26 protein-coding genes are annotated in these 24,238 nt (G+C 33.5%); 11 read left to right on the top strand and 15 right to left on the bottom strand.

What is annotated here, in order from left to right; all coding sequences use genetic code 11:
- The first annotated feature begins 120 nt into the window (after positions 1 to 120).
- Entirely contained in the window at positions 121 to 885 is a 765-nt protein-coding gene (locus AC2H4K_RS10910; RefSeq protein WP_281138876.1) for a hypothetical protein, read from the top strand.
- Between the two features lie 295 nt (positions 886 to 1,180).
- Entirely contained in the window at positions 1,181 to 2,182 is a 1,002-nt protein-coding gene (locus tag AC2H4K_RS10905; protein ID WP_281138877.1) for a hypothetical protein, read from the top strand.
- Positions 2,183 to 2,192: 10 nt separating this feature from the next.
- On the opposite strand, the gene gldC is transcribed toward AC2H4K_RS10905, so the two are convergent.
- Both gldC and gldB read right to left on the bottom strand, forming a co-directional pair.
- Entirely contained in the window at positions 2,193 to 2,528 is a 336-nt protein-coding gene (gene gldC / locus AC2H4K_RS10900) for a gliding motility protein GldC (protein WP_281138878.1), read from the bottom strand.
- A complete protein-coding gene (gene gldB / locus AC2H4K_RS10895) occupies positions 2,528 to 3,490 on the bottom strand; it encodes a gliding motility lipoprotein GldB (protein WP_493742399.1) in 963 nt (320 codons plus the stop codon). Before gldB ends, gldC begins: the two co-directional genes overlap by 1 nt.
- Positions 3,491 to 3,575: 85 nt before the next feature.
- On the opposite strand from gldB, the gene nadE reads away from it, so the two are divergent.
- Positions 3,576 to 4,364: an NAD(+) synthase gene (gene nadE, locus AC2H4K_RS10890; protein ID WP_493742398.1), complete on the top strand. Its 789-nt coding sequence runs from the start codon at positions 3,576 to 3,578 to the stop codon at positions 4,362 to 4,364.
- A 129-nt stretch (positions 4,365 to 4,493) separates the two neighbouring features.
- Entirely contained in the window at positions 4,494 to 5,123 is a 630-nt protein-coding gene (locus AC2H4K_RS10885; RefSeq protein WP_493742397.1) for a response regulator, read from the top strand.
- Here the strand turns inward: AC2H4K_RS10885 and dnaG are convergent.
- Positions 5,120 to 7,087, bottom strand: a complete 1,968-nt coding sequence (gene dnaG / locus AC2H4K_RS10880) for a DNA primase (RefSeq protein ID WP_493742396.1) — start codon at positions 7,085 to 7,087, stop codon at positions 5,120 to 5,122. The two genes, AC2H4K_RS10885 and dnaG, sit on opposite strands and share 4 nt — an antisense overlap.
- Positions 7,088 to 7,212: 125 nt before the next feature.
- Here dnaG and AC2H4K_RS10875 point away from each other — a divergent pair, with 125 nt between their 5' ends.
- The gene (locus tag AC2H4K_RS10875) at positions 7,213 to 8,316 is read left to right on the top strand and encodes a DUF748 domain-containing protein (protein WP_281138883.1); all 1,104 of its coding nucleotides are present in this window, start codon (positions 7,213 to 7,215) and stop codon (positions 8,314 to 8,316) included.
- A gap of 69 nt (positions 8,317 to 8,385) precedes the next feature.
- On the opposite strand, the gene AC2H4K_RS10870 is transcribed toward AC2H4K_RS10875, so the two are convergent.
- The 4 genes from AC2H4K_RS10870 to AC2H4K_RS10855 all read right to left on the bottom strand — a co-directional run bounded on the left by AC2H4K_RS10870 (position 8,386) and on the right by AC2H4K_RS10855 (position 12,017).
- The gene (locus AC2H4K_RS10870) at positions 8,386 to 9,492 is read right to left on the bottom strand and encodes a hypothetical protein (protein WP_281138884.1); all 1,107 of its coding nucleotides are present in this window, start codon (positions 9,490 to 9,492) and stop codon (positions 8,386 to 8,388) included.
- Between the two features lie 104 nt (positions 9,493 to 9,596).
- Positions 9,597 to 10,370: a hypothetical protein gene (locus tag AC2H4K_RS10865; protein WP_281138885.1), complete on the bottom strand. Its 774-nt coding sequence runs from the start codon at positions 10,368 to 10,370 to the stop codon at positions 9,597 to 9,599.
- Positions 10,357 to 10,920, bottom strand: coding sequence for an RNA polymerase sigma factor (locus AC2H4K_RS10860; RefSeq protein ID WP_281138886.1), 564 nt, complete (start codon positions 10,918 to 10,920; stop codon positions 10,357 to 10,359). Before AC2H4K_RS10860 ends, AC2H4K_RS10865 begins: the two co-directional genes overlap by 14 nt.
- 119 nt (positions 10,921 to 11,039) lie before the next feature.
- On the bottom strand, positions 11,040 to 12,017 hold the full coding sequence (locus AC2H4K_RS10855) for a polyprenyl synthetase family protein (RefSeq protein ID WP_281138887.1): 978 nt from the start codon (positions 12,015 to 12,017) through the stop codon (positions 11,040 to 11,042).
- 145 nt (positions 12,018 to 12,162) lie between these two features.
- On the opposite strand from AC2H4K_RS10855, the gene AC2H4K_RS10850 reads away from it, so the two are divergent.
- The gene (locus tag AC2H4K_RS10850) at positions 12,163 to 13,491 is read left to right on the top strand and encodes a T9SS type A sorting domain-containing protein (protein ID WP_281138888.1); all 1,329 of its coding nucleotides are present in this window, start codon (positions 12,163 to 12,165) and stop codon (positions 13,489 to 13,491) included.
- Positions 13,492 to 13,542: 51 nt separating this feature from the next.
- On the opposite strand, the gene rlmN is transcribed toward AC2H4K_RS10850, so the two are convergent.
- The 6 genes from rlmN to rsgA form a co-directional block, all read right to left on the bottom strand.
- Positions 13,543 to 14,583, bottom strand: coding sequence for a dual-specificity RNA methyltransferase RlmN (gene rlmN, locus AC2H4K_RS10845; protein WP_281138889.1), 1,041 nt, complete (start codon positions 14,581 to 14,583; stop codon positions 13,543 to 13,545).
- Positions 14,584 to 14,674: 91 nt separating this feature from the next.
- A complete protein-coding gene (queA, locus tag AC2H4K_RS10840; protein WP_281138890.1) occupies positions 14,675 to 15,724 on the bottom strand; it encodes a tRNA preQ1(34) S-adenosylmethionine ribosyltransferase-isomerase QueA in 1,050 nt (349 codons plus the stop codon).
- 71 nt (positions 15,725 to 15,795) lie between these two features.
- Positions 15,796 to 17,016: a 3-phosphoshikimate 1-carboxyvinyltransferase gene (locus tag AC2H4K_RS10835; protein WP_281138891.1), complete on the bottom strand. Its 1,221-nt coding sequence runs from the start codon at positions 17,014 to 17,016 to the stop codon at positions 15,796 to 15,798.
- Between the two features lie 32 nt (positions 17,017 to 17,048).
- Positions 17,049 to 17,375, bottom strand: coding sequence for a nucleotide pyrophosphohydrolase (locus AC2H4K_RS10830; RefSeq protein ID WP_281138892.1), 327 nt, complete (start codon positions 17,373 to 17,375; stop codon positions 17,049 to 17,051).
- 7 nt (positions 17,376 to 17,382) lie between these two features.
- Positions 17,383 to 17,835 carry a D-aminoacyl-tRNA deacylase gene (gene dtd / locus AC2H4K_RS10825; RefSeq protein ID WP_281138893.1) on the bottom strand — a complete coding sequence of 151 codons (453 nt, stop codon included), beginning with the start codon at positions 17,833 to 17,835 and terminating at the stop codon, positions 17,383 to 17,385.
- 3 nt (positions 17,836 to 17,838) lie between these two features.
- A complete protein-coding gene (rsgA, locus tag AC2H4K_RS10820; protein WP_281138894.1) occupies positions 17,839 to 18,789 on the bottom strand; it encodes a ribosome small subunit-dependent GTPase A in 951 nt (316 codons plus the stop codon).
- Positions 18,790 to 18,874: 85 nt separating this feature from the next.
- On the opposite strand from rsgA, the gene AC2H4K_RS10815 reads away from it, so the two are divergent.
- The 5 genes from AC2H4K_RS10815 (at position 18,875) to AC2H4K_RS10795 (ending at position 22,738) form a co-directional block, all read left to right on the top strand.
- Positions 18,875 to 19,357 carry a hypothetical protein gene (locus AC2H4K_RS10815; RefSeq protein WP_281138895.1) on the top strand — a complete coding sequence of 161 codons (483 nt, stop codon included), beginning with the start codon at positions 18,875 to 18,877 and terminating at the stop codon, positions 19,355 to 19,357.
- Positions 19,358 to 19,435: 78 nt separating this feature from the next.
- Entirely contained in the window at positions 19,436 to 20,011 is a 576-nt protein-coding gene (locus AC2H4K_RS10810) for a Crp/Fnr family transcriptional regulator (RefSeq protein ID WP_281138896.1), read from the top strand.
- Between the two features lie 120 nt (positions 20,012 to 20,131).
- A complete protein-coding gene (locus AC2H4K_RS10805; RefSeq protein WP_281138897.1) occupies positions 20,132 to 21,238 on the top strand; it encodes an alkene reductase in 1,107 nt (368 codons plus the stop codon).
- Between the two features lie 18 nt (positions 21,239 to 21,256).
- Entirely contained in the window at positions 21,257 to 21,682 is a 426-nt protein-coding gene (locus AC2H4K_RS10800) for an OsmC family protein (RefSeq protein ID WP_281138898.1), read from the top strand.
- Between the two features lie 3 nt (positions 21,683 to 21,685).
- Positions 21,686 to 22,738, top strand: coding sequence for an NAD(P)-dependent alcohol dehydrogenase (locus tag AC2H4K_RS10795; protein ID WP_281138899.1), 1,053 nt, complete (start codon positions 21,686 to 21,688; stop codon positions 22,736 to 22,738).
- A 57-nt stretch (positions 22,739 to 22,795) separates the two neighbouring features.
- Here AC2H4K_RS10795 and AC2H4K_RS10790 read toward each other — a convergent pair whose 3' ends face one another.
- Positions 22,796 to 23,422, bottom strand: a complete 627-nt coding sequence (locus tag AC2H4K_RS10790) for a T9SS type A sorting domain-containing protein (RefSeq protein ID WP_493742395.1) — start codon at positions 23,420 to 23,422, stop codon at positions 22,796 to 22,798.
- 154 nt (positions 23,423 to 23,576) lie between these two features.
- Positions 23,577 to 24,176, bottom strand: coding sequence for a nitroreductase family protein (locus tag AC2H4K_RS10785; RefSeq protein WP_493742394.1), 600 nt, complete (start codon positions 24,174 to 24,176; stop codon positions 23,577 to 23,579).
- Between the last annotated feature and the right edge of the window lie 62 nt (positions 24,177 to 24,238).

Genomic DNA, 24,238 nt, shown 5'->3' with positions numbered 1-24,238 from the left:
GGAATATCGCCTTCTTATTGCGAATTTACTAATCAACTCTACCTTAGCTATGTAATTAGCAATAATAAGCGCTGATTTTTACGATTAATTCATTATCCTCAAATCTAAAACGTGAATATTATGAAAAGAATATGCACACTACTAATCCTACTTTCGACTACACTTTCAAATAGTCAAGTTACACTATTAAAAAACTACAATCCTAAAGCGCAAGATTTAGAACACCACTTAAATTCAACCAAGGATAGTTTGATTTTATCTTCAGATAAAAATATTGTTCAAGTTGATATCTTCAACGAAGATTTTGAGACATCTATTAAAGTTGAAAATAAAAACACTGCAATCTCACTGAGAGAAATTCCTATCGGCGAATTTTCTATTGAAGCTAAATTAACCGATAAAATCGTTGTAATGGATATTATAAAATATGATGATATTACTAACACCTCATCTTCTAAAAAAGAAATCGTAGAAGGTATGGGAATGATGCTAGATGAAGGTTTGAAGGTTATAAAAAGCTCACCAAAAACAAGTATAGAATTTTTATTAACAAGAGGTAGAGCAAAAAATCCAAGCAAAAAAAATCAAAAGTTTTACTACACTGTAATTAAAATAAACAATGGTAGTAGCACAAGTAAAACCATGAGGTTAGTAGACGAAAAGTCTATGGAACGTATGGTTTTAAAAAATAAAATAGAGTTTAAAAGTTCTACTACAAAATCTAACGAACTGACTGTTTGGGAAATTTATGACACCGAAAAATTTATGGAATTTCAGTCTGTTAATTCTGATTATGTATACACTTCAAACTCTGAAGCCTTTAATCCAAACCCTTATTATACAACTAGCAAAAAAGAAACAGCAACCATAGCTGGTTTAAAATAGAAAAACACTAGTTTCCTTTCTCCATATGAAAGCCTAACTAATGTTTTTAATTAATGACTAATAGCACTACAAATATAGCCAGCCTAAATCTCTAAATTTAGCAAACTGTATTACCAAAAGGTTACCTTGTTTTTAAATTTTCTGCTACAGAAAAACGAATAATCATACACCTAATCTAAAAAATATGTAAAATATCTATATTTTAGCATTACATTGGTCTTGTCTATTACATTTGTTTTAGAACTTAGAACCCAATGATAAGTTCTTATTTGTTCCCCCAAGACAAAACCTACTTATGAAAAGAACATTGTATTCCCTTACCCTTATACTTTTGGCTACTTTAGCCTATGGTCAAAAATCCACACTTTTACAAAACATTAATTTTAGAGCTAAAGAACTGAAGCACCACTTGAATGATGCAGGTGACAGCCTTATCCTAGAAAGTGAACGTCCAATTTATAAAGTAGAAATTTTCAATAGTGATTTTGAAAAATCTCAAATTGTAAAAAACACCAAAGTAACGATTCCTTTACAAGATATTCCTGTAGGCAGATTTGTTGTTGAAGCAGCATTACCAGACAGACTCATAGTAATCACATTACTTAGAAATGAGATTATAGACACAAGGCCTGCTATGAATATACCAAACCCAGTAAGAAACACTTCTTTATTTGGCAATGCTATGCCAAAAGCTAGTGAAAGGCCAGAAAACCCAATGACGACTCCACTAGAAGACAGAATTGTTATTGTAAACAAAAATAATTCTGAACGAAGAGAAAATTCAAGCAACGTAAACGAACTAAAATCTGAGATTGCTTCCGTAAAAGAAACTAAAGCAACTGTTGAAGAAAACTCAATTAAGATCACAAAAAGACACACTCCAACTACAAACAAAATAACTGAAGTTGAGAAAAACAGTGTATTAAAAGCAGATACACAACAAGAGAATGATGCGCTTTTCTTTGCAAATAACAATACAGTTTCAGCTAATCCTGGAAAAAGAGTTGTCCAAGCTTATTGGATAGTTTATAAGACCAATAATGCTTCAGGTTCTGGAAGCATAAGAAGGTTTGGAGATCAAAAAATGGTTAACAAAATGATCTCTTTTATAAACTTAGACAAGAAAACAATTGCAGGAAAACACAACGAACTCTATGTTTATGAAGTATATGATGTAGATGCTTTTGTAAAAATGAAATTAAAGAATCGTGATTATATGAATGTAGAAACAGACTGCTTCGATTCTACCCCTTACTTTAAAGCTGAAGACAGAGAAAAGGAATCAAGCCTTCCTTAATCTAGAAAAGCTATTTCTTAAGCTCTAATTTTTCAGCAAAATAATCACAGAAATCTTTCATAGTTGCGGTCATCTTTTCGTCTTGGGTTGCTCTATGAAAAGTATCACTCATGGTTACTAAAGTCTGATGAAAAAACTTTTTCATTTCATCTACAGGCATATCTTTAGTCCATAAGTCAATCTTTAAAGTTTCTTGAGCATTACTATCCCAAACCGATAGCATTATAGCTTTAGCTTCTTCATTAACCACACCACCATCTTGTGCTGTCCACTTTAATTTTTCAGGCACACGGTTTTCGTCAAGTTCTACGTTAAGCTCTATTTTTGATTTTATGATTTTTGACATTACTTCTTTGGTTTAAATTTTGATTTTCTAAAAATTTCTTCGGGCTCTTCCTCTAAGATAGACATTGGCTTTTCACCTGTATTCTCAGCATAAGCTTTCACTATTTGCCAACCTATATATTGCCCCAACCTTCCAGGAGATTGATTATCTAATTCAAGATAAAACTTAGAAAATGGTGCATCTGCAATAAATCTGCTAGACAACTTAGCATCTGTACTATACAACAACTCCTTTTCTATAAAATAGCTCCAAATAGGACTTTCATTGGCTTCTGCCCATTGTAATTGTTCTTCTGAATATCCTATTTTTTCTGCATCTGTAACAAATGGAATCATTACATCTTTAAAATATAGAAGCTTTCCGAAGTAAATCATCTCATCTAGCAAGGTCTTTCTCTCATTCTGAAACACATACTTTTTAGCATATCCTTCTGCTACTTCTGGCACTATTTGAGCCTCATTCATATTTGCTGCCAAATACTTTGGTATATTTTTATAAAACTTATGCTCTGACCCTAAAAAATTATCCAACGCCATTAAAACTAGAGTGTCAGTGACAATTGTTTTATTTCTATAATCCACATCATTCGTCAGTGTAATCACTCTAGGTGAACTAAACGATTTGTCATAATACTTTAAATGCTGAAACAAATCTTTAAGATCAGCCTTTACGCTTTTAAAATCTGTATATTTTGAAGTTACCTCTTCAAGAAGTTCTCTTTGAAGCGTATCATTCATTCTATCTATCCAAAGAGAATCAGGCACATGCTTTGAAAAAAGAAAAGGATAAGCACTTTTTAGCCTAGGCAAATCAGTTGATTTTGCTTCGAAAAATGCTTTATCAAAACGTTCAACTACAAAATCGACATCAACTTTATCTATTTCTTTTTCTACCTTAGATGCTTCTTCACAAGACATCAGGCATACTCCCAGAATTAATATTACGTAAATTCTTAATGGCATTTGGTAAAACATTTTTAATCCTAACACTATTCTCTTACTTTTGTTGTGCAAAGGTACACTTCTTTACATTAAAACTTCAAAAATTATGCAAACAGAAAAGGTTGTAAATCACATAGTGGATTGGTTAAAAGATTATGCTACCAAAGCCAAAGTAAATGGTTTTGTAGTTGGTATTTCAGGTGGAATAGATTCTGCCGTAACTTCAACACTTTGTGCCAAAACCGGTTTAGATGTTTTGTGTTTAGAAATGCCTATACACCAAGCTGAGAGTCATGTTTCAAGAGCTCACGAGCATATAGCCCAATTACAAAAACGTTTTACCAACGTACAAGAAACAAGAGTAGATTTAACTCCTGTTTTTGAAGAGTTTAAAACCGAAGTAAGCCTCGAAGGAAAACAAGAAACTGTTGATATGGCACTAGCCAATACCAGAGCCAGATTAAGAATGACTACACTTTATTACCACGCAGGTTTATTAGGAAGACTTGTTGCTGGCACAGGAAATAAAGTTGAAGATTTTGGTGTTGGTTTCTACACCAAATATGGAGATGGTGGTGTTGACCTAAGTCCTATTGCTGATTTAATGAAGTCTGAAGTTTATGAACTTGGTAAATATCTTGAAGTACCAGAATCTATAATGGAGGCGGCACCAAGTGATGGCCTTTTTGGTGATGCACGTAGTGATGAAGATCAAATAGGAGCTTCGTATCCGGAGCTGGAATGGGCTATGAAAATGAAAGACGAAGGCAAAACCGCAGATGATTTTGAAGGCAGAAAACGAAGAGTTTTTGAAATATTCACAAGTTACAATACAGCCAACCAACATAAAATGATTCCGATACCTGTTTGTGAAATTCCTAATATTTTAAGGTAAAAATTGTATTTTATCGAATATTTTTAGAAAATCAATTAAATTTTAACTAACTTTAAGCAACAAATCTCCGCTATATCCTTGACGTAGCTTTTGCTATCGTATTTTTTTAACCCTAACCAAATAATTGTCATGATACAAATCTTGATTGTTGACAGTCATCCTATTGTAAGAGCTGGCTTGGAACTTTATCTTAACTCGAAACCAGATCTTAAAGTCGTAGGAAGTCTCGGCAGTGGTATTGAAATTTTTGACTTTATACGAAAACAAAAAGTTGATGTAATAATTTCTGAAATAGATTTACCCGAACTAAACGGTATTACAGCCCTTAGAGCTATTAAAAAAGAAAACAAATCTATTAACGTTTTAATGTTTAGTCATCAACCAGAAGAAATTTATGCCATAAGTACATTAAAAGCTGGCGCATCTGGCTATTTAAACAAAGAGGCAAGTGTAGACATGATAGAAGAAGCGGTTAGAAAAGTTCACTCTGGTGAAATTTCCCTAAGTGAAAAGATGGACAAACATCTGCGTTATGAAGATACTCGTAGAAGCCGAAGCCGTATGTTTAAAAAACTATCTACTAGAGAAGTTGAAGTCTTAAAATTGCTTTCAATAGGTAGAAAAAACAAAGAAATAGCTGAAGAACTAGATATCAATGAAAAAACGGTAAGTACTTATAAAGCTAGGCTTTTCAAAAAACTTAACGTTACCAATCTTATAGATTTAATTCATCAAGCCAAGCATCACAACCTTACTTAGCCTCCAACAACTTTTCCTAGTTTACGAGATAATAACATTTTTAAACCAAGATAATCTTTTACATCTTCAATGATAGTACGAGTATCTATATTTTGGTTTAAAGTTTCGTTCTTATATTCAGCTACCTTTTGGTCAATAAGAAAACAGCGCAAACTCAAAATAGTTTGACTGACCAATTGAGATATAGAATGTTCTTTTTCTTTTGGAATGATATTGTTTCGATGCCAATCGTGCAACGTATACTTTTCATCTTCCATCAAGATACCTGTAACTGTACTGGCAGATTCTTGGTCGAGTTGATTGATAAAATCTTTTGTCGAAAAATTTTCATCCTGATTTAGTTTATCAATGATAGAATAATACAATTCCTTAAACTTTTCATTGGTAAACTGCATCTCATCTTCTTGAAGATCTAAGTATATTTTTTCAAAAACTTTAGCTTCATGTATGGTTGGCTCTAAAATCAATTCACCAGAAGCTTCATCTTCTTTTAGAATTAAATCTTCAAACTGTTCGGTTTTATCACCATACAGCATTAATATTTCAATAATTTTTTGCTCTAACTCAAACTGCACATCAACCCTCGGCTTTGACTGATTTTTATTCTTTACAACCTCAAAAGCTTTTTGTTCTTGCTGGTATTTTTTATTAGCATCATTAACATCCTTTTTGTTGATCTGTGCTAATGTGCTAAAAAGTACATTCTCGCTTATATCCATAATTCGAGCACATTCTTGAATATAAACTTCGCGCTTTATCTGATCTGGAATCTTAGCGATACTGTTAACAATTTCACGAATGGTTTCTGCCTTCTTTATAGGATCATTACTAGCCTCTTTTACCAATAAAGACGCTTTAAATTGAATGAAATCCTTAGCGTTTTCATTTAGGTATTCGGTAAGTTCTTCAAACGTATTAGATCTCGAGAAGCTGTCTGGATCTTCACCATCTGGGAACGTACAAACCCTTACATTCATACCTTGTTCCAATATTAAGTCAATACCTCGTATAGACGCTCTAATTCCCGCCGCATCACCATCAAATAAAACTGTAATATTATTGGTCAATCTATTTATCAACCGTATTTGCTCAGGCGTCAACGCTGTTCCAGAAGAAGACACCACGTTTTTTATTCCTGTTTGATAAAATTGAATAACATCTGTATAACCTTCTACTAAATAACAATTATCTTCTTTTGAGATGGCTTGCTTAGCAAAGTACAAGCCATAAAGCACTTTACTTTTATGATAAATTTCACTCTCGGGAGAGTTAAGATATTTGGCTGCTTTTTTATCATTTGTTAGAATACGTCCACCGAAACCAAGTATACGTCCACTCATACTGTGAATTGGAAACATCACACGACCTTTAAACCTATCGAAACGCCTTTCATCTTTAACAATAGTAAGCCCAGTTTGCTCTAAAAACTCCAACTGATAGCCTTTACCTAAGGCATCATCTGTAAAGGCTTGCCATTCATCTAAGGAATAACCTAGCTGAAACTTATTAATAATCTCTTCCTTAAATCCACGCTCTTTAAAATAGCTTAGACCTATTGCTTTTCCCTTATCGGTTTTATGTAGTACTTTTTGAAAATACTCATTAGCATATTCACTTACCAAATACAGGCTTTCTCTTGTATTGGCTTGTTCTTTCTGCTCGTCAGTTCTTTCAATTTCGTCGATTTCAATATTATATTTCTTGGCCAAATATTTTATAGCTTCAGGGTACGTAAAATGCTCGTGCTCCATTAAAAATGTCACAGCATTACCGCCTTTTCCTGTTGAGAAATCTTTCCAAATCTGTTTCACTGGAGACACCATAAAACTAGGAGTACGCTCATCACTAAATGGACTTAAGCCTTTAAAATTGCTCCCAGATTTCTTTAACTGTACAAAATCACCAATGACCTCCTCTACACGAGAAGTTTCAAAGACTTGAGATATGGTGTTTTGTGAAATCAAAATGTACGTTTTTGCAAGTTGGTAAATTTAATACAACTATTAGTTTTTTGAAACTATATATCACAAATGTTAAACTAATTACAATTGTCAAAATTTAATTTAAGCCCTTTATTAACTTTGAGTGTATGAGCTCAAAACCTACCAAAACAAAATCTATAAGAAAGCCTTACAAAAAGAAGCGCTATACACTACCAATCATCATAATTATTATTTTGTTAGGTCTTAGAATTTACTTACCATATTACGTTAAATATGAAGTTAATAAGGTATTAGCCGAATTACCAGGTTACCATGGAGCTGTTGATGATATTGACATTTCACTCATAAGAGGTGCTTATGTTATTAAAGGTATGTATCTCAATAAAATCAATGCCAAGACAGAAGTTCCTTTTTTAAAATTTCCGAAAAGCGATATTTCTATTGAATGGAAATCTCTACTTAAAGGAAAAATTGTTAGTGAAATTGTAATGGATAGCCCAGAGGTTATTTATGTTTTTGAAGACCAACAAACCGAAGGAGAAATGCCTGATGTTGATGATTGGACAAAAGCTTTGACAGATTTAGTACCGATTGAAATTAACCACTTTGAAGTCCATAATGGTAAAATTGCCTTTGTGGAATTGCAGGCAAATCCAAATATAGATTTACATTTTGATAAGCTTGAACTCTACGCTGATAATTTAAGAAATGTAACCTCTATGGAACGTACTTTACCGTCTCCTATTTCTGCAACAGCAGTTTCTATAGGAAATGGAAACGTAAAATTAGACGGCAACATTAACCTTATCAAAGAAATACCTGATATGAATGTTGAGTTTGCTTTACAAAAAGCTAACGTTACTGCTCTTAATCCTTTTACAAGACACTATACTGGTATTGATTTTAAAAGTGGAACATTTGAGCTTTTTAGTGAAGTTGCCATTGCCGATGGCCATCTTAAAGGTTATATGAAACCTATGGTTATAGATTCTAAACTTATAAGTAAAGATGATGGTTTTCTTGGAGTTTTATGGGAAGGTTTTGTAGGCTTTTTTAAATTCATATTAAAAAATCATAAGACTAATACATTAGCTACAAAAATTCCTATTGAAGGAAATTTGAATAATGTAAAATCTAATACGCTAACTGCTGTGGTAAATATTTTTGGTAATGCTTGGATAAAGGCTTTTAAAGGAGTTATTGATGATGATATTGAGTTTGAGGATGCTTTTAGCAACAGCGAAAAATAAAAGCCCTAATCCATTCTCTAGATTAAGGCTTTTGACACTCAAAAATTGATTGATGAAAAACTGATTGGTTTAGTCCATATCGAATCTTACTCCGACAGAAATGTTATTCTGGTCTACTAACTGATCTTTAAACAACGGATTAAGATCGTATTTCACATATAGCGCTACATCTCCTAGAGATACATAACTACTGAGTCCGTAAACAAATTCACTAACTTCAAAACCATCTCTTTGTTTATCCTTTACTCTATTTCCATCTTCTTTGTACTTTAGTTTCTGCATGCTACCAATATTAAAACCTGCATAACCACCAATACCTATTTTTAATTTATTGTGAGTAGAATATCTGAAGTAATCTTCCTTTTCTATCTTTTTAGAAGGACCAAATTCTAGGTGAACAGGAAAAACCAAATTAGTAGTTCTAAATTTTGCTTTGTCTAAATTTGTTGGAAATTCTTGAAGTGACACATCACCATCTGTGTTTACTAGGTAATTATTGTCTTTGATATTAAGTTTGTTCCATTGAAAAGAAAAACCATATTTTAATCTCCAGAAATTAGTGTTATCAAAAATTCTTGTTTTCCAAGCATAACCTAATTCCATAAATCCAGAACCTGCAAGTTTATATGGTGAATCATCTATACTTTCTCCATCTATAAGGGTATTATTAAAACCTAATGCAAAAACAATGTCGCTAGTCGTTCTTCTATCATATTTTCTTGGTTTTTTCTTATTTTTCTTCTTGCCTAGAAAAATAAATTCCTCTCCATACTCATTATTTCCTCCTATACTAAAAACATAGGAATCGTCATCATCGTTATTGTCGTAGCCAGATTCATTACGTTGTAAAAGCGCAATTTTACTATCAACAATTGTCAATCTATTTTCTATATTTAAAGCTCTTTTTTTTGCAGCTTCTTTCTTTAAATCTTCGGCTTCAGCAGCTGTTATTTTTCCTGCATCCAATCGACTATTGATTGCTTCTATTTCAGCTTTAAGCAATTCTCTTTCCTCTTCTTCAATTTTTAATTTTAGCGATTCTAATTTTTGAATCTTAATAAGGTTGGCATTTTTTTCGATGTTGACCGAGTCTACTTCCTTTTCTTGCGCTTGCAAACTGTTTAGCGCAAGCATTGATACCAATAGGCCTATTGCCATTCGTGTAATTGTATTCATAACTGTTCGTTTTTTGATGTATTGATGTTAATTTGATTTGTGATTGTAAAATTCTAAACGCTCTTACTCAATATTTGCTGTACAATAAGTTTTGAAAACTCTTCTTAATTATTACGTTCCGCAACCGCTGTTCTTACCGTTTCATAGCTATCCTTTAAAGCTTCAAAAACTTTTGTTCTAAACGACTGTCCCATTTCATCCTCTACACTCATAAGCAGTGATTCTGCATCAACAGTCTTCGAAGTTTCTTTCAGTAATTGTTCTTTGAAAATTTCTTTGCTAGCTAACTTTAATAGTGAATCTACTTCTCTATCCGTAACTGTACTGTTAGTATCTTTAATACCCTTTAAGGTTTCTGCAACTGCATTGTCAATAGCTTCTTTATCTAGTGTTAGATTTATGCTATTCTGTTTTTCAAGATTACCAACTTTTGATTTATTCTGTTGACCTTTATCATCGCTTACTAACTGCTTTTGTTCTTTTTGATTAACAACTTTTTTATAATCTATAATTTCTGGTTGCTTAATATTTTCAGAATGCTCTTGTTCTCCTTTTACAACATCTTCATTAGCCAACTCTACAGACTCTTCTTCAAAAATTGCTTTAGATTCATCATCTAACTCTTGCTTTATTTCTTCTTCGTCTACAATTTGTGGTAAACTATTTTCAATATCAGGTTGATTAAAAAATTGAACGGTTACTGCAATCATAATTATAATTCCAGCCGCAATACTCAACCACCAAAATATGGTGTTTTTAGATTTCTGTTCGTCATCATCTAAACGTTGCGATAGTTTTGACCAACTATCTTCTGATGGAGACATCGTACGCTTTTCGAGCTTGTCTTTTAATTGTTCTTCGAACTTAATTGGAGCCATAACTATTGTTATTTAATTCTTTTATCTTTTTCTGTAGCATTTGTCTTGCTTTAAACAGTTGCGATTTAGATGTACCTTCAGAAATATTTAATATCTCTGCTATTTCATGGTGTTTATAACCTTCAATGGCATACATCACAAATACAACTTTATAACCTTCGGGCAAACTATCAATGAGCTGTTGTATTTCAGCAACTTCTATATTAGACTTAATGTTATTTGAGTAATCATGCTCTAAATATTCATCTTTGGCTGCAAATTCTATTTGCTTTTTTTGTCTTAAATACGAAATTGCTTCTCTTACCATAATTCGTCTAATCCACCCTTCAAAACTGCCTTCATTTCTAAAATTTTTGAGGTTTTTGAACACCTTAAAAAAACCATTAAGCATTACTTCCTCTGCCTGATGCACATCCTTAATATAGTAGCGACAAACACTTAACATCTTTGGTGCATGCAGCTCATACAAGATATGCTGTGCTTCACGATTTTGTTTCGCAGCTTTCTGTATCAGTTTAGATTCGTTTTTATGAAGTTGGATAACTTTCATTACCTAGGTTTCGATTGCTCTTCTACTTATAAAGACGCAATAGTTGTGCTAATGGTTGTCTGGAAAACAAAAAATAATTAAAATAAATTTTAAAAAACTGAATTACAATATTTTAAAGTTTATTTTTTTCTATCGATGACATAATCTACCATAAGTTTTAATGAAGATTTATAGGTAGAATCTGAGTAAGTATCTAAAATATTTAAGGCCTCTTCTTGAAAAGCTTTCATTTTTGAAATAGCATAATCTAGTCCGCCGTTCGCTTTAACGAAGGCTATAACTTCTTTAACACGCTTTTTATCCTTATTATGATTTTTAACAGAATTAATGAGCCAAGACTTTTCTTTTTTTGAAGCATTATTGAGCACATAGATTAGAGGCAGTGTCATTTTTTGCTCTTTAATGTCTATACCTGTCGGCTTTCCGATAGCTTCTTCCCCATAATCGAATAAATCGTCTTTAATTTGAAAAGCCATACCAATTAGCTCTCCAAACTTTCTCATAGCTTCCACTTCCGCACCATTTGGCTTTACAGATGCAGCACCAAGACTACAACAAGCTGCAATTAAAGTAGCTGTTTTTTGTCTTATGATCTCATAATAAACAGCTTCTGTAATATCTAAATTTCTAGCCTTTTCAATTTGAAGTAATTCTCCTTCACTCATCTCCCTAACAGCAACCGAGATGATTTTGAGTAAATCAAAATCGTTATTATCTATGGAAAGTAACAAACCTTTAGAGAGTAGGTAGTCACCAATAAGTACAGCGATTTTATTTTTCCAAAGAGCATTTATAGAGAAAAATCCTCGACGTCTGTTGCTATCATCTACAACATCGTCGTGCACTAATGTTGCTGTATGAATTAGTTCAATAACCGAAGCTCCTCTATAGGTGCGTTCACTAACCTCACCGTTATTTAGCATTTTAGCCACCAAAAAAACAAACATAGGACGCATTTGTTTTCCCTTTCGGTTAACGATATAATGGGTTATCCTATTTAATAAGGCTACTCTACTCGCCATAGAAAGCTGAAACTTTTGCTCAAAAAGTTCCATTTCATAGGCAATAGGTTGTTTAATCTGTTCGGTTATTTTCATTTAAGAATTAAAGAGAACACTTATCCTGCAAAACTACAAATTATGCCTGGTCTTTAGTGATAAAAAAAGTAATTATAAGCCTTTAACATTTATTTAGAAGTTTTCTTTGTAGTTTTAAAGTTCATAACTAAAAATCAAGAAACATATGAAAAAAATTACTTTTTTACTTACTTTTTGTTTAGCTGTTACCTTGAACTCTTGGGCTCAATGTACTACTAACACTGGAGGGCAGTGGCCAAGCAGCACTATAACTCTAGCCAATTCTGGTGCAGCAGAAACAATTGCCTCAAATAACTGGCCTAATGCTGAATTTTCTTTAATAGATAATGTGTTAGCAGGTTCTGATTATACCGTAGCTGGAACAGGCATGTTTATTACAGTAACTAACACAGCAGATTCTTCTATTATAACTTCTGGAAGTAATAGTGTTTCTTTTACAGCTGGACCTGGTCTGACTGGCATAACGGTCTTTTGGCATTTAGATGCTTTATGTGGAACAAATAACGGTCCTAACACATTAACCACTATACAATGTACTACATGTACATGTCCTGAAACTTCTGCCCCTAGCGTAGCAACACTACCTACACCTTCAGATGGTGCTACTGACATCATGATTGACGATTCTGACCCAGACAACCTTCTAATAACCCCTTTCTCTTGGACAGATGGCACAGTTGGAGGCAGTGTAGAAAGTACTAATTTAAGTTTAGGCACCACGCCTACAGGGGACGATATAGGCACTATAACTGGTGCAACAAACGGTAATGGTATAATTTACACATGGCAACCAAATACTACTTACTATTGGTTTGTGGAATCTATTAATTGTTTTGGATCAACAACAAGTCCTGTTTGGAGTTTCACTACTTCTTCATGTACACTTTCAGCACCAGACGCCATAAATAATGTGGTAGAACCTATAGATGGTGCAGTTGATGTTGCTATTGATACAACTGATCCTGCAAACTTACTCGTTACTCCTTTTTCTTGGACAGATCCAATCACAGGTGATGCTCCAAGCTCTTATAATTTGAGTTTAGGTGTTACACCTACAGGAGATGACATAGGCACTATAACTGGTGCTGGAAATGGAAACGGCATTATTTACACTTGGGCGTATAGCACAACTTACTACTGGTATGTAGAAGGTGTTAACTGTGGTGGTACTGGCACAGCTAGTCCCGTTTGGAGTTTCACTACAGAAGCAGACCCTAATCTTTCTATTAGTGAATTTAGCAAAAGTTCTTTCAATCATTATTACGACAACGATACAAAGATTCTTAACATAGAATCGTCAACCTCTACACTTACTAGTATTGAAATTTACTCTATTACAGGTAAAAATGTGATTTCAAAAAAATTAAGTAATTCAAGAGAAGCTATTAATCTATCTGAATTAACAGATGGTATTTACTTAGCTAAAGTAAATATTAATGGAAATTCTAAAACTGTGAAGTTTGTGAAGAATTAGCCTGATAGAATTTAAAAATAAAAAAAGCGGCAGTATTGCCGCTTTTTTTATTTATCCTTTATTAGCCAACTGACCACAAGCAGCATCAATATCCTTTCCTCTACTTCGTCTTACAGTTACAGTGATATTATTAGCCTCTAGTGTATTAACGTACATATCTAAAGCTTTTGGATTAGCTTGCTGAAACTCTCCGTCATCAATTGGGTTGTATTCAATAAGGTTTACTTTACTCGGTGCAAACCTGCAAAACTCAACCAAAGCATCAACATCTTTTTGTTTGTCATTTATACCTTTCCAAACAACATATTCATAGGTAATTCGGTTTTTGGTTGCAGCATACCAATACTGTAATGCCTCTCTTAAATCACTTAATGGAAATGTTGCATTAAACGGCATTATTGATGTTCTTACCTCATCTATAGCAGAATGTAATGATACGGCCAACTTAAACTTCACCTTATCATCTGCCATTTTCTTAATCATCTTTGGTACACCTGAAGTCGATACGACTATACGTTTTGGAGACATTCCTAAACCTTCAGGCGAAGTTATTTTATCAATAGCCTTTAGAACATTATTGTAATTCATCAAAGGTTCACCCATACCCATAAAAACAATATTGCTCAGTGGTCTATCATGATACAATCGGCTTTCATTATCTATCGCAACTACTTGATCATATATTTCATCTGGATTGAGGTTACGCATACGTTTTAATCGCGCTGTTGCACAAAACTTACAATCTAAACTACAACCTACTTGAGAAGATACACAAGCCGTTGTTCGGGTTGCTGTAGGAATTAGAACAGACTCCACAATAAGATCATCGTGCAACCTTACAGCATTTTTTATGGTACCATCAGAACTTTTCTGCATCTGATCGACCTTAATATGGTTGATTACAAAATTGTCTTCTAGCATTTGGCGAGTATTTAAAGATATATTGGTCATATCTTCAAAACTATGAGCCGATTTCTGCCACAACCACTCGTAAACCTGATTACCACGAAAAGCCTTATCTCCTTGTTTCACAAAGAATTCTCGCAATTGCTCTTTAGTTAATGCTCGTATGTCTTTCTTTTTTACTTCCATCTTATGCAAAAGTAATTAAATGAAATGGTTTCTTATTTAAAAAGAAAAAGCCTCACAATTGAGGCTTTTATTTAAGTTTTATATTTTACTCTTAAAGGATAAGCATTGCGTCTCCATAAGAGTAAAATTTATACTTTTCTTTTACAGCCTCTTCGTAAGCTTTCTTCATGAAGTCGTGCCCTGCAAAAGCTGATACCATCATCAACAACGTTGATTTTGGTGTATGGAAATTAGTAACCATACAGTTTGCGATACTAAAATCGTATGGCGGAAAAATGAATTTATTTGTCCAACCATCATAAGGATTCAATCTTCCGTTTGAAGATACAGAACTCTCAATAGTACGCATAGACGTTGTACCTATTGCACAAACACGTCTTTTGTTCTCAATACCTTTATTTACAGTATCTGCTGCTTGTTGAGAAATTATAATTTCCTCGCTATCCATTTTGTGCTTAGACAAATCCTCTACTTCAACAGGATTAAAAGTTCCTAAACCAACATGAAGTGTAACTTCTGCAGTTTCTACACCTTTAATTTCTAAACGTTTTAATAAATGCTTTGAGAAGTGAAGACCTGCTGTTGGAGCTGCAACTGCACCTTCATTTTTAGCAAAAATAGTTTGATATCTTTCTTCATCTTCTGGCTCAACATCTCTTTTAATATATTTTGGAAGTGGAGTTTCACCAAGTTCGGTTAACTTTCTTCTAAAATCAATATAAGATCCATCATACAAGAAACGTAACGTTCTTCCTCTAGACGTTGTGTTATCAATAACCTCAGCAACTAGAGTTTCATCATCACCAAAATACAGTTTGTTACCAATTCTTATTTTACGCGCTGGATCTACCAAAACATCCCAAAGACGTTGTTCTTGATTTAACTCACGTAACAAAAACACCTCAATACGCGCACCTGTTTTTTCTTTATTTCCATATAATCTTGCAGGAAAAACTTTAGTATTATTCAGAATCATCACATCACCTTCATCAAAATAATCTATAATATCTTTAAAAAGCTTATGTTCTATAGTTTGTTTTTCTCTGTTAAGCACCATTAACCTTGCTTCATCTCTGTGTTCAGCAGGATGCTCAGCTAACAATTCATCTGGAAGTTCAAAATTAAAATTTGATAATTTCATACGGTATTGTTGTTTTTTTGAATTTGCAAATATACAATCTCAAAATAGGGGTTGTCAAGTAAATGGGTGTTTTATTTTAAATTGAACCCAATAGTTTTTAAATCTTCCCAAAACTGAGGGTAAGATTTACTAACGACATCAGCATCATTAATTATTAAATCTGTGACCAAACCCAGTGGAGCAAATGCCATTGCCATTCTATGGTCGTTATAGGTTTCAATTTTAATATTTTCTTTTATAGAAATTGAAGTCTGAAGGTACAAAGAATCATTTGTTATATTCACTGTAGCTCCCAATTTCTCTAATTCTGTTTTAAGCGCTACTAAACGATCTGTTTCTTTTATTTTCAAAGTATGAAGTCCTGTCATAAAACACTCCAATCCCAAACCAAAGGCTGATACTGCTATTGTTTGTGCTATATCTGGAGCATCAGCAAGGTTAAATTCTAATTTTGAATTTGAAACATGCTCTTTAACCAACCTTATAGAATTATTCTCATAATAGGTTTTTACACCAAAAGCCTCATAGATATCCGACAATACTGAATCACCTTGCAAGCTCTCTTGCTTATACGATGAAATAGAAATTTCTGCTCCAACCTCTCTTAAGGCGACAATACTATAAAAGTAGGAAGCCGAGGACCAATCAGACTCTACAACTACCGTTTTAGTGTTTACATCTTTGGTACTAGGTTTTACAGTAATTTGGTTACCTATAAAACTATTTTCAATGCCGAGTTCATCCAATAAGCTTAAGGTCATCTTTATATACGGTACAGAAGTAATTTTTCCGTTTAGAGTTATTTCTAAACCGTTTTCTAATTTGGAAGCAATAAGTAATAAAGCTGATATATATTGACTACTAACGCTAGCAGTCAATTCGACTTTATGTTTAGTTAACTGCTTCCCTTTAATCTTTAAAGGTGGAAAACCATCATTTTGAAGATAAGTAATATCTGCTCCTAAAGACTTTAAAGCATCGACCAAAATTTTTATCGGACGCTCTTTCATGCGTTTAGAGCCTGTAATTTCAATTTCCCTTCCTGCTTGTGTAGAAAAATAAGCGGTTAAAAATCGCATCGCAGTACCTGCATGATGAATATCAATCAATGAATCTTTGGAATCTAAAGCCTTTTTCATCAGAACAGAGTCATCCGAATTCGAAAGGTTCTCAATTATAATCTGTGGATATAGCGATTGTAATAATAACAATCTGTTAGATTCACTTTTTGAGCCTGTCATTTTTACAGTTTGCTTATTTACAAGTTTGGATTTTCGGATTGTAATATCCATAGGATAAATTCTAAGAAATTAAAGCTACAAAACTACTTTAATTTCTCATTATTATGGTGTCTATCGTGATCGCGTTTGGTCTTTTTATCCATTTTCTTATCAAAAGACGCTTGCAAATCTATTCCTGTTTGGTTCGCTAAACATAAGACAACGAATACAACATCTGCCAATTCTTCTCCAAGGTCTTTATCCTTATCACTTTCTTTTTCACTTTGCTCACCATAACGTCTTGCTATAATACGAGCTACTTCACCAACTTCTTCGGTTAGCTGAGCCATATTGGTAAGCTCATTAAAATAACGGACACCATGTTCTTTTATCCACTTATCTACCTCTTGTTGTGCGTTTTTAATATTCATAATAAAATTATTCTCTATTTTTTGAATCTATAATTATAGTCACTGGACCATCATTGATTAGTGCCACTTTCATGTCTGCGCCAAACTCACCAGTTTGAACTTGTTGACCAAATTCTGCTTGAAGCGTGTTCACAAATTCCTTATACAAAGGAACTGCTATATCTGGTTTAGCAGCTTTAATATAACTTGGCCTGTTACCTTTTTTAGTACTGGCGTGAAGTGTGAACTGGCTTACCACAATGATCTCTCCATCGGCATCCAAAATGGACTTATTCATAACATCATTGTCATCAGGAAAAACACGAAGGTTTAATAGCTTTTTACACAACCAATCGATGTCTTCTTTGGTATCTTCATTTACAATACCAAGCAAAACCAAAAGACCCTCTTTAATATTGGCTATTTTCTTTTTGTTGATTGTTACTGAAGCTTCAGATACACGCTGTATTACTATTTTCATTTCCTATTCCTTATCCCAATTATCCGTTCTGTAATGTTCATCTTCACCTTCTAAAATTTGAAGGTAACTACGATATCTCGAATACGAAACCTCATCATTTTCTAAAGCTTCTTTAACAGCGCATTTTGGCTCATTAAGATGAATACAATTATTGAATTTACAGTCTTGCTTTAAAGCAAAAAACTCAGGAAAGTAATCACCGACTTCTTCCTTTTCCATATCTACAACACCAAACCCTTTAATACCTGGTGTATCAATAATTTTAGCATCAAAACTTAGGTCAAACATTTCAGCAAATGTTGTGGTGTGTTGCCCTTGCATGTGCTGTTCAGAAATTTCTTTAGTCTTTAAATCTAAGGAAGGTTCTATGGCATTTACTAGAGTTGATTTTCCCACGCCAGAATGTCCAGAAAACATACTTACTTTTCCTTCCATTAAGGCTTTGACTTTGTCAATATTTTTTCCTGTTTTTGCAGAAATACCAATGCACTCATAACCTATCTGTCTGTAAACACTTGCTAGATATTTTACTTCGAGCAAAGTTTCCTCGTCATAAGTATCTATCTTATTGAAAAGTAATATCGTCTGTATTGAATAGGCTTCTGCCGTAACCAAAAAGCGATCTATAAAACTGGTAAATGTTGGTGGATTATTGACAGTAACCAATAAAAAAACCTGATCTATATTGGCTGCAATTATGTGGGTTTGTTTTGAAAGGTTAACCGACTTTCTTACGATGTAATTTTTACGTTCACCAATTCTATTGATAACACCTGTTTCAGTATTGTTTTTTGTTTCGAGCTTAAACTCTACTTTATCGCCAACAGCTATGGGATTTGTACTTTTAATACCTTCTAACCTAAAACGCCCTTTAATTCGGCATTCATAAAATTTGCCATTAAAGGTTTTTACTGTGTACCAGCTACCTGTAGATTTATATACTATCCCAGTCATTATTAACAATTAAACAATAGCAAAGGAAGTGATTTTATGGTAAAAAATCACTATTTTAAACTCATAATCAATTAAATCAACGGTCATGAAAAAAAATTTATTATTCATTGCAGTTATTGCTGTAGGACTTATCTCATTTTCCTTTATCAATAAACAGGAAAATAATGAACAAAATCAGATAGAATACAAAGTCATTACCAGTGTAGAGTCTATTGTACCTAATGGTCTAGGAAGGTCTCGTCTTATTTCTTCAAATGCAGAACGCGATTATTCTGAATTCACATCAGAACAAACTGAAGAAGATCATGAAAGAAATAAATCAAAGAGAAAAGACATCAGAGTTAAAGATTTTGAAGAAACCAAACTCTTAAACTTTTACAATCTAGGAGGTATTCGTTTTCAAAACATTGTTGCCAATGATGCTCTTGTTGCTTCTAAATTAACAGCAATGGGCAGTGAAGGCTGGGAACTTGTTTTTGTAGCCAGCTCTTCTGAAAGTGATGCTGGAAAAGATGATGGTCAAGGTATTTTTGTAACACGCTACACCTTTAAACGACACGTCAATTAAATGAAAAGTCTCTTAAATTAGAGCCTTTTTTATTTATTTGAGTTAGTATTACAAAACTCAATTACTCATCTTTGCGATATGCGTAAAATTATATCAGAACATATTAAAAACTACATCAATCCTACAGAAAAAGATTTACAAGTTTTCACGTCTCATCTTAACGAAATTTCTGTTGACAAAAAGAAATTCCTCCTACGTCCTGGCACCTTTGTAAAGTATGAATATTTTGTAATAAAAGGCTGCCTAAAAGCTTATTATTTAGATGACAAAGGCAATCGCCATATCATTCAATTCGCTGTAGAAAACTGGTGGATTGGTGATTTCGATGCGTTCTATAACAATGTTCCTTCAAGATTGCATATTGAAGCGATTGAAAATTCACAACTACTTTCTATAAATTATGATTGCCTAAAAAAGATATATGAAGAAGCTCCTATTTTTGAACGCTATTTTCGAATTTTAGTCACTAACGCCTTCATCTCTCAACGTAAGCGCATATTATCTTCTTTAGAGAAAAATGCCCAACAACGCTACATAGAATTTTGCAATACTTATCCGAATATAGAAGATAGAGTACCCAATTACGATATTGCCAACTACCTTGGAGTTTCTGCGGAAAGCTTAAGTCGAGTAAGGCGAAATTTAAAAAGTTAATTATGTCTTAATTGACATAAGTCAATAAGATTGAAATATTCAAAACGTAACTTTGATTCTATTCAAAGAAAACAATAAAAGCTAACTGCTTTTAAAAGTATAATTACAACACAAAAAACTATGAGCAAGCAACCATTATTAACCCCTTACAACAAAAACATTAAACTAGATAATAGAGTTGTTATGGCACCAATGACACGTAGTCGTGCCGATAACAAAGATAAAGCTCCAACAGATGAACTGCATGGACTATATTACGAACAACGTGCATCTGCAGGATTAATTATTACTGAAGGTTCGCAAGTTTCTGAACGTGCAGTAGGTTATATTAATACTCCTGGAATTCATACAAAAGCTCAAGTAGAAGGCTGGAAGAAAGTCACTAAACGTGTTCATGATAAAGGTGGAAAAATCTTTATACAGCTATGGCATGTCGGTAGAATGTCGCATCCAGATTTTCACAATGGAGAACTGCCATTATCTGCTTCTGCCATAAATCCAGAGTCAAAATCTTACACACCTGAAGGTTTTAAGGATACTGTAGTACCAAAGGAAATGACAATTGAAGACATTAAAACTACGGTAAAAGATTTTCAAAACGCAGCTGCAAATGCTGTAAAGGCTGGATTTGATGGTGTTGAAATTCATTCTTCAAATGGGTATTTATTTCACCAGTTTTTTAACGGAACTTCAAACAAAAGAACAGATGAATATGGCGGAAGTAAAGAAAATAGAGCACGATTCTTTTTTGAAGTTTTAGATGCGATAAAAGAAGTTATTCCTGAAGAAAAAATTGGAGCGAGATTCAACCCGTCACTCAACGGTGTTTTTGGTATGACAATGGATGAAGACACCATACCTACATTTGAATACATCATTAAAAAACTTAATGATTACAATTTAGCATACGTTCACTTATCGGAGCCTTTTACAGATGTTTCTGATATTCCGTATGCTGTTACAGAAATTGCCAAGCATTTTAGACCGTTATACAATGGTACATTAATGATTAATTCTAATTTCGATCAAGAAAAAGGTAATAAAGTTATTGAAGATGGTTATGCAGATTTGGTTGCCTATGGCAAACCTTACATATCAAATCCCGATTTGGTAGAACGTTTTGAGCATAACTTAGAATTAGCAGAATGGGATCAAGACACATTCTACACAACTGGAGAAAAAGGATACACTGATTACCCTAAAGCTTCAGAAAAAGCAAACGTTTAATTTTAAAAACACAACATTATGAAATTTACAAGAAAAGCTAGTGCTGTATGGAATGGCAGTGGGAAAGACGGCAACGGAAACCTCACTACAGGAAGTAAAGTATTAGAAAACACTCAATATTCGTTTCACACCAGATTTGAAGATGGTGAAAAAGGCACCAACCCTGAAGAACTTATAGGTGCAGCACATGCAGGCTGCTTTGCTATGCAACTGAGTTTTTTATTAAATGAAGACAATTTCACCGCAACAACACTTGATGTTGATGCTACTGTAACTTTTGAAGATGGAGCGGTAACAAAAATCACTTTAAATCTTGAAGGTGACGTACCTGAAATAGACGCTGAGCAGTTTCAACAAATAGCCCATAAAGCTAAGGATGTTTGTCCTATTTCAAAATTACTAGATACAGAAATCGAACTTAAAGTAACCCTAAAAAACGCATAATTAATGACAACAATAAAAGCTTACGGAGCTTCAGCTTCTACTGAAGATTTAAAACCTTTAGACATTGAGCGTAGAGCTGTTGGAAAAGACGATATTAAAATAGACATAACGCACTGTGGAGTTTGCCATAGTGATATTCACACTGTAAGAAATGATTGGGGCGGATCTTCATATCCTGTTGTACCTGGTCATGAGATTATTGGTAAAGTTGTAGAAGTTGGCGATAACGTTAGCAATTTTAAAACTGGTGATTTAGTTGGTGTGGGTTGTTTGGTAGATTCTTGCCAAACCTGTCCTTCTTGCCAAAAAGATTTGGAGCAGTTTTGTGAGAACGGAGCCACATTCACATACAATAGTGTAAACAAACACATTGATGGCACACGCACTTATGGTGGCTACTCTACAATGGTTGTGGTCAATAAAGACTTTGTATTGAAAGTTCCTGAAAATTTAGATCCTGCTGGTGCTGCACCTCTATTATGTGCTGGTATAACAACTTGGTCTCCATTAAGTCACTGGAAAGTAAAAAAAGGTGATAAAGTTGGAGTAATTGGTCTTGGCGGTTTAGGACATATGGGAGTAAAATTTGCTAATGCACTTGGAGCTCATGTGGTAATGATAACGACTTCACCTGAAAAAGGAAAAGATGCTAAAGCCTTAGGAGCTCATGAAGTATTAGTTTCCAAAGATGAAGAAGACATGAAAAAGCATCAAGGTAGTTTCGATTTTATTTTGAATACTATTCCTGTTGGCCATAAAATGGATCCTTACATTAACCTTTTGAAAATTGATTCAACAATGGTATTAGTCGGAGCTGTTGAACCAATGGAAGGTTTCCACGGAGGTGGACTAATAATGGGTCGCAAACATGTTGCAGGTTCTCTTATTGGTGGCATTAAAGAAACTCAAGAAATGTTAGATTTTTGTGGAGAACACAATATCACCAGTGATATTGAACTTATAAATATGCAAGACATCAATAATGCTTATGATCGCGTAACCAGCAATGATGTAAAATATCGATTTGTAATTGATATGGCGTCTTTGAAAGACTAACTTTTCTTAAGTTTATATAACAAAATAAAAGGCTCGCAGTTGCGAGCCTTTTATTTTCTAATTTCTTACGGCTTTTATTGATTCTAGAGCTTTTCCATCTGCAATAATATTTATAATATAAATTCCTGTTGAAAATTGAGATAAATCTATCTGCTTCTCATTTCCGAATTTTTTATAACCTAAACTTTTAACTATTTGACCAGACATATTTGCTACTGTTATTTTTACCTCGTCGTAGCCTTCAGAGAGTTTGAGATTAAAAATTCCATTTGAAGATGGGTTGGGATACAATCTATTCATATTTAAGCCTGTAACAAATCTTGTTTCATAAACAACACAAACTCCACATCTCAATTTACATGTATGTGAATCAAAAGCATTAACCACTACCTCATCTAGTAACCCACCTTCCTCTAGCATTACATTCATCTTCTTTTCATCAGAAACAATTACCTCTTTAGTTTCGTAACCTAAATAAGAAATAACGAGTGTGTCCCTTTTTTTGACTTTAAGTTTGAATTCGCCTTTCTGATTTGTAGCTATTCCATTAGTAGAATTCTTAACAATGACATTAGCGGATTCCAAAGGTATGGAATCATTAGCAACTACTCCCGAAACAGAAATTTGTGCAAATGCAGTAATAGCAAAGACTGAAGCAATAATTAAAAATGTAATTTTTTTCATGACATGTTGGTTTTTGTTAATAGCTCAAACCTATCATGAAATATTCAACATAAAAACTAGGAATGCGTGAACACACCTTTTCAGCAAGTAAAGTAACCTAATAAAAAAGGCTCGCTGTTGCGAACCTTTTATTTAACTTATATAATTCTAGTAATTAGTCTATTTCTGCTCTATCCACAAAATCACCATTAAAAGCAAATTCATTTTGAAGTTTTCTGCTACGCTCAGGATTTTTTTCCATTTTCAACAAATCGCCTTCTAAGTTTTCAATATCCTCACTATAATGGCCAATAGCGATTGCTGTTGCCACATGATAATACTCTGGAAGTTTGAATTCTTTCTTTGCATCTTGATGTTTCACACCTGCCATTTGATGTACCGCAATTCCCATGCTTTGTGCTTGTATACTCATATTCATTGCAAAAAGTCCTACATCGTGTAGTGCGTGGAAATTGTCTTTTCCATTTGGCATTTTAGTATTATAGGCAGCAATCATAAGCAATGGTGCATTACCTGCCCACGATTGGTTGAATTCATCTAAACTTTCAAAAAGTCTATCGTAGGTTTCACTTCCTTTTTTTCCCCAGATAATAACCCAAGGTTGAATATTATTTGAACTTGGCGCCCATCTTCCTGCTTCCAACAAAGTATGCACATCATTATCTGATATTGGCATATCGGAAAACGATCTTGGACTCCATCTTTCTTTTAATAATTTGTGAATTTCGTATTCAGTTGGTGCTTCTTTCTTCATCGTATTTTTTTATTTATTTTTTGACACTATCAAGTTGGCATTTTTTGAATAAATACGTTATC

Source organism: Winogradskyella sp. 266wxhm, from assembly GCF_058964685.1.
This window is presented reverse-complemented; position numbering and strand designations above follow the sequence as displayed.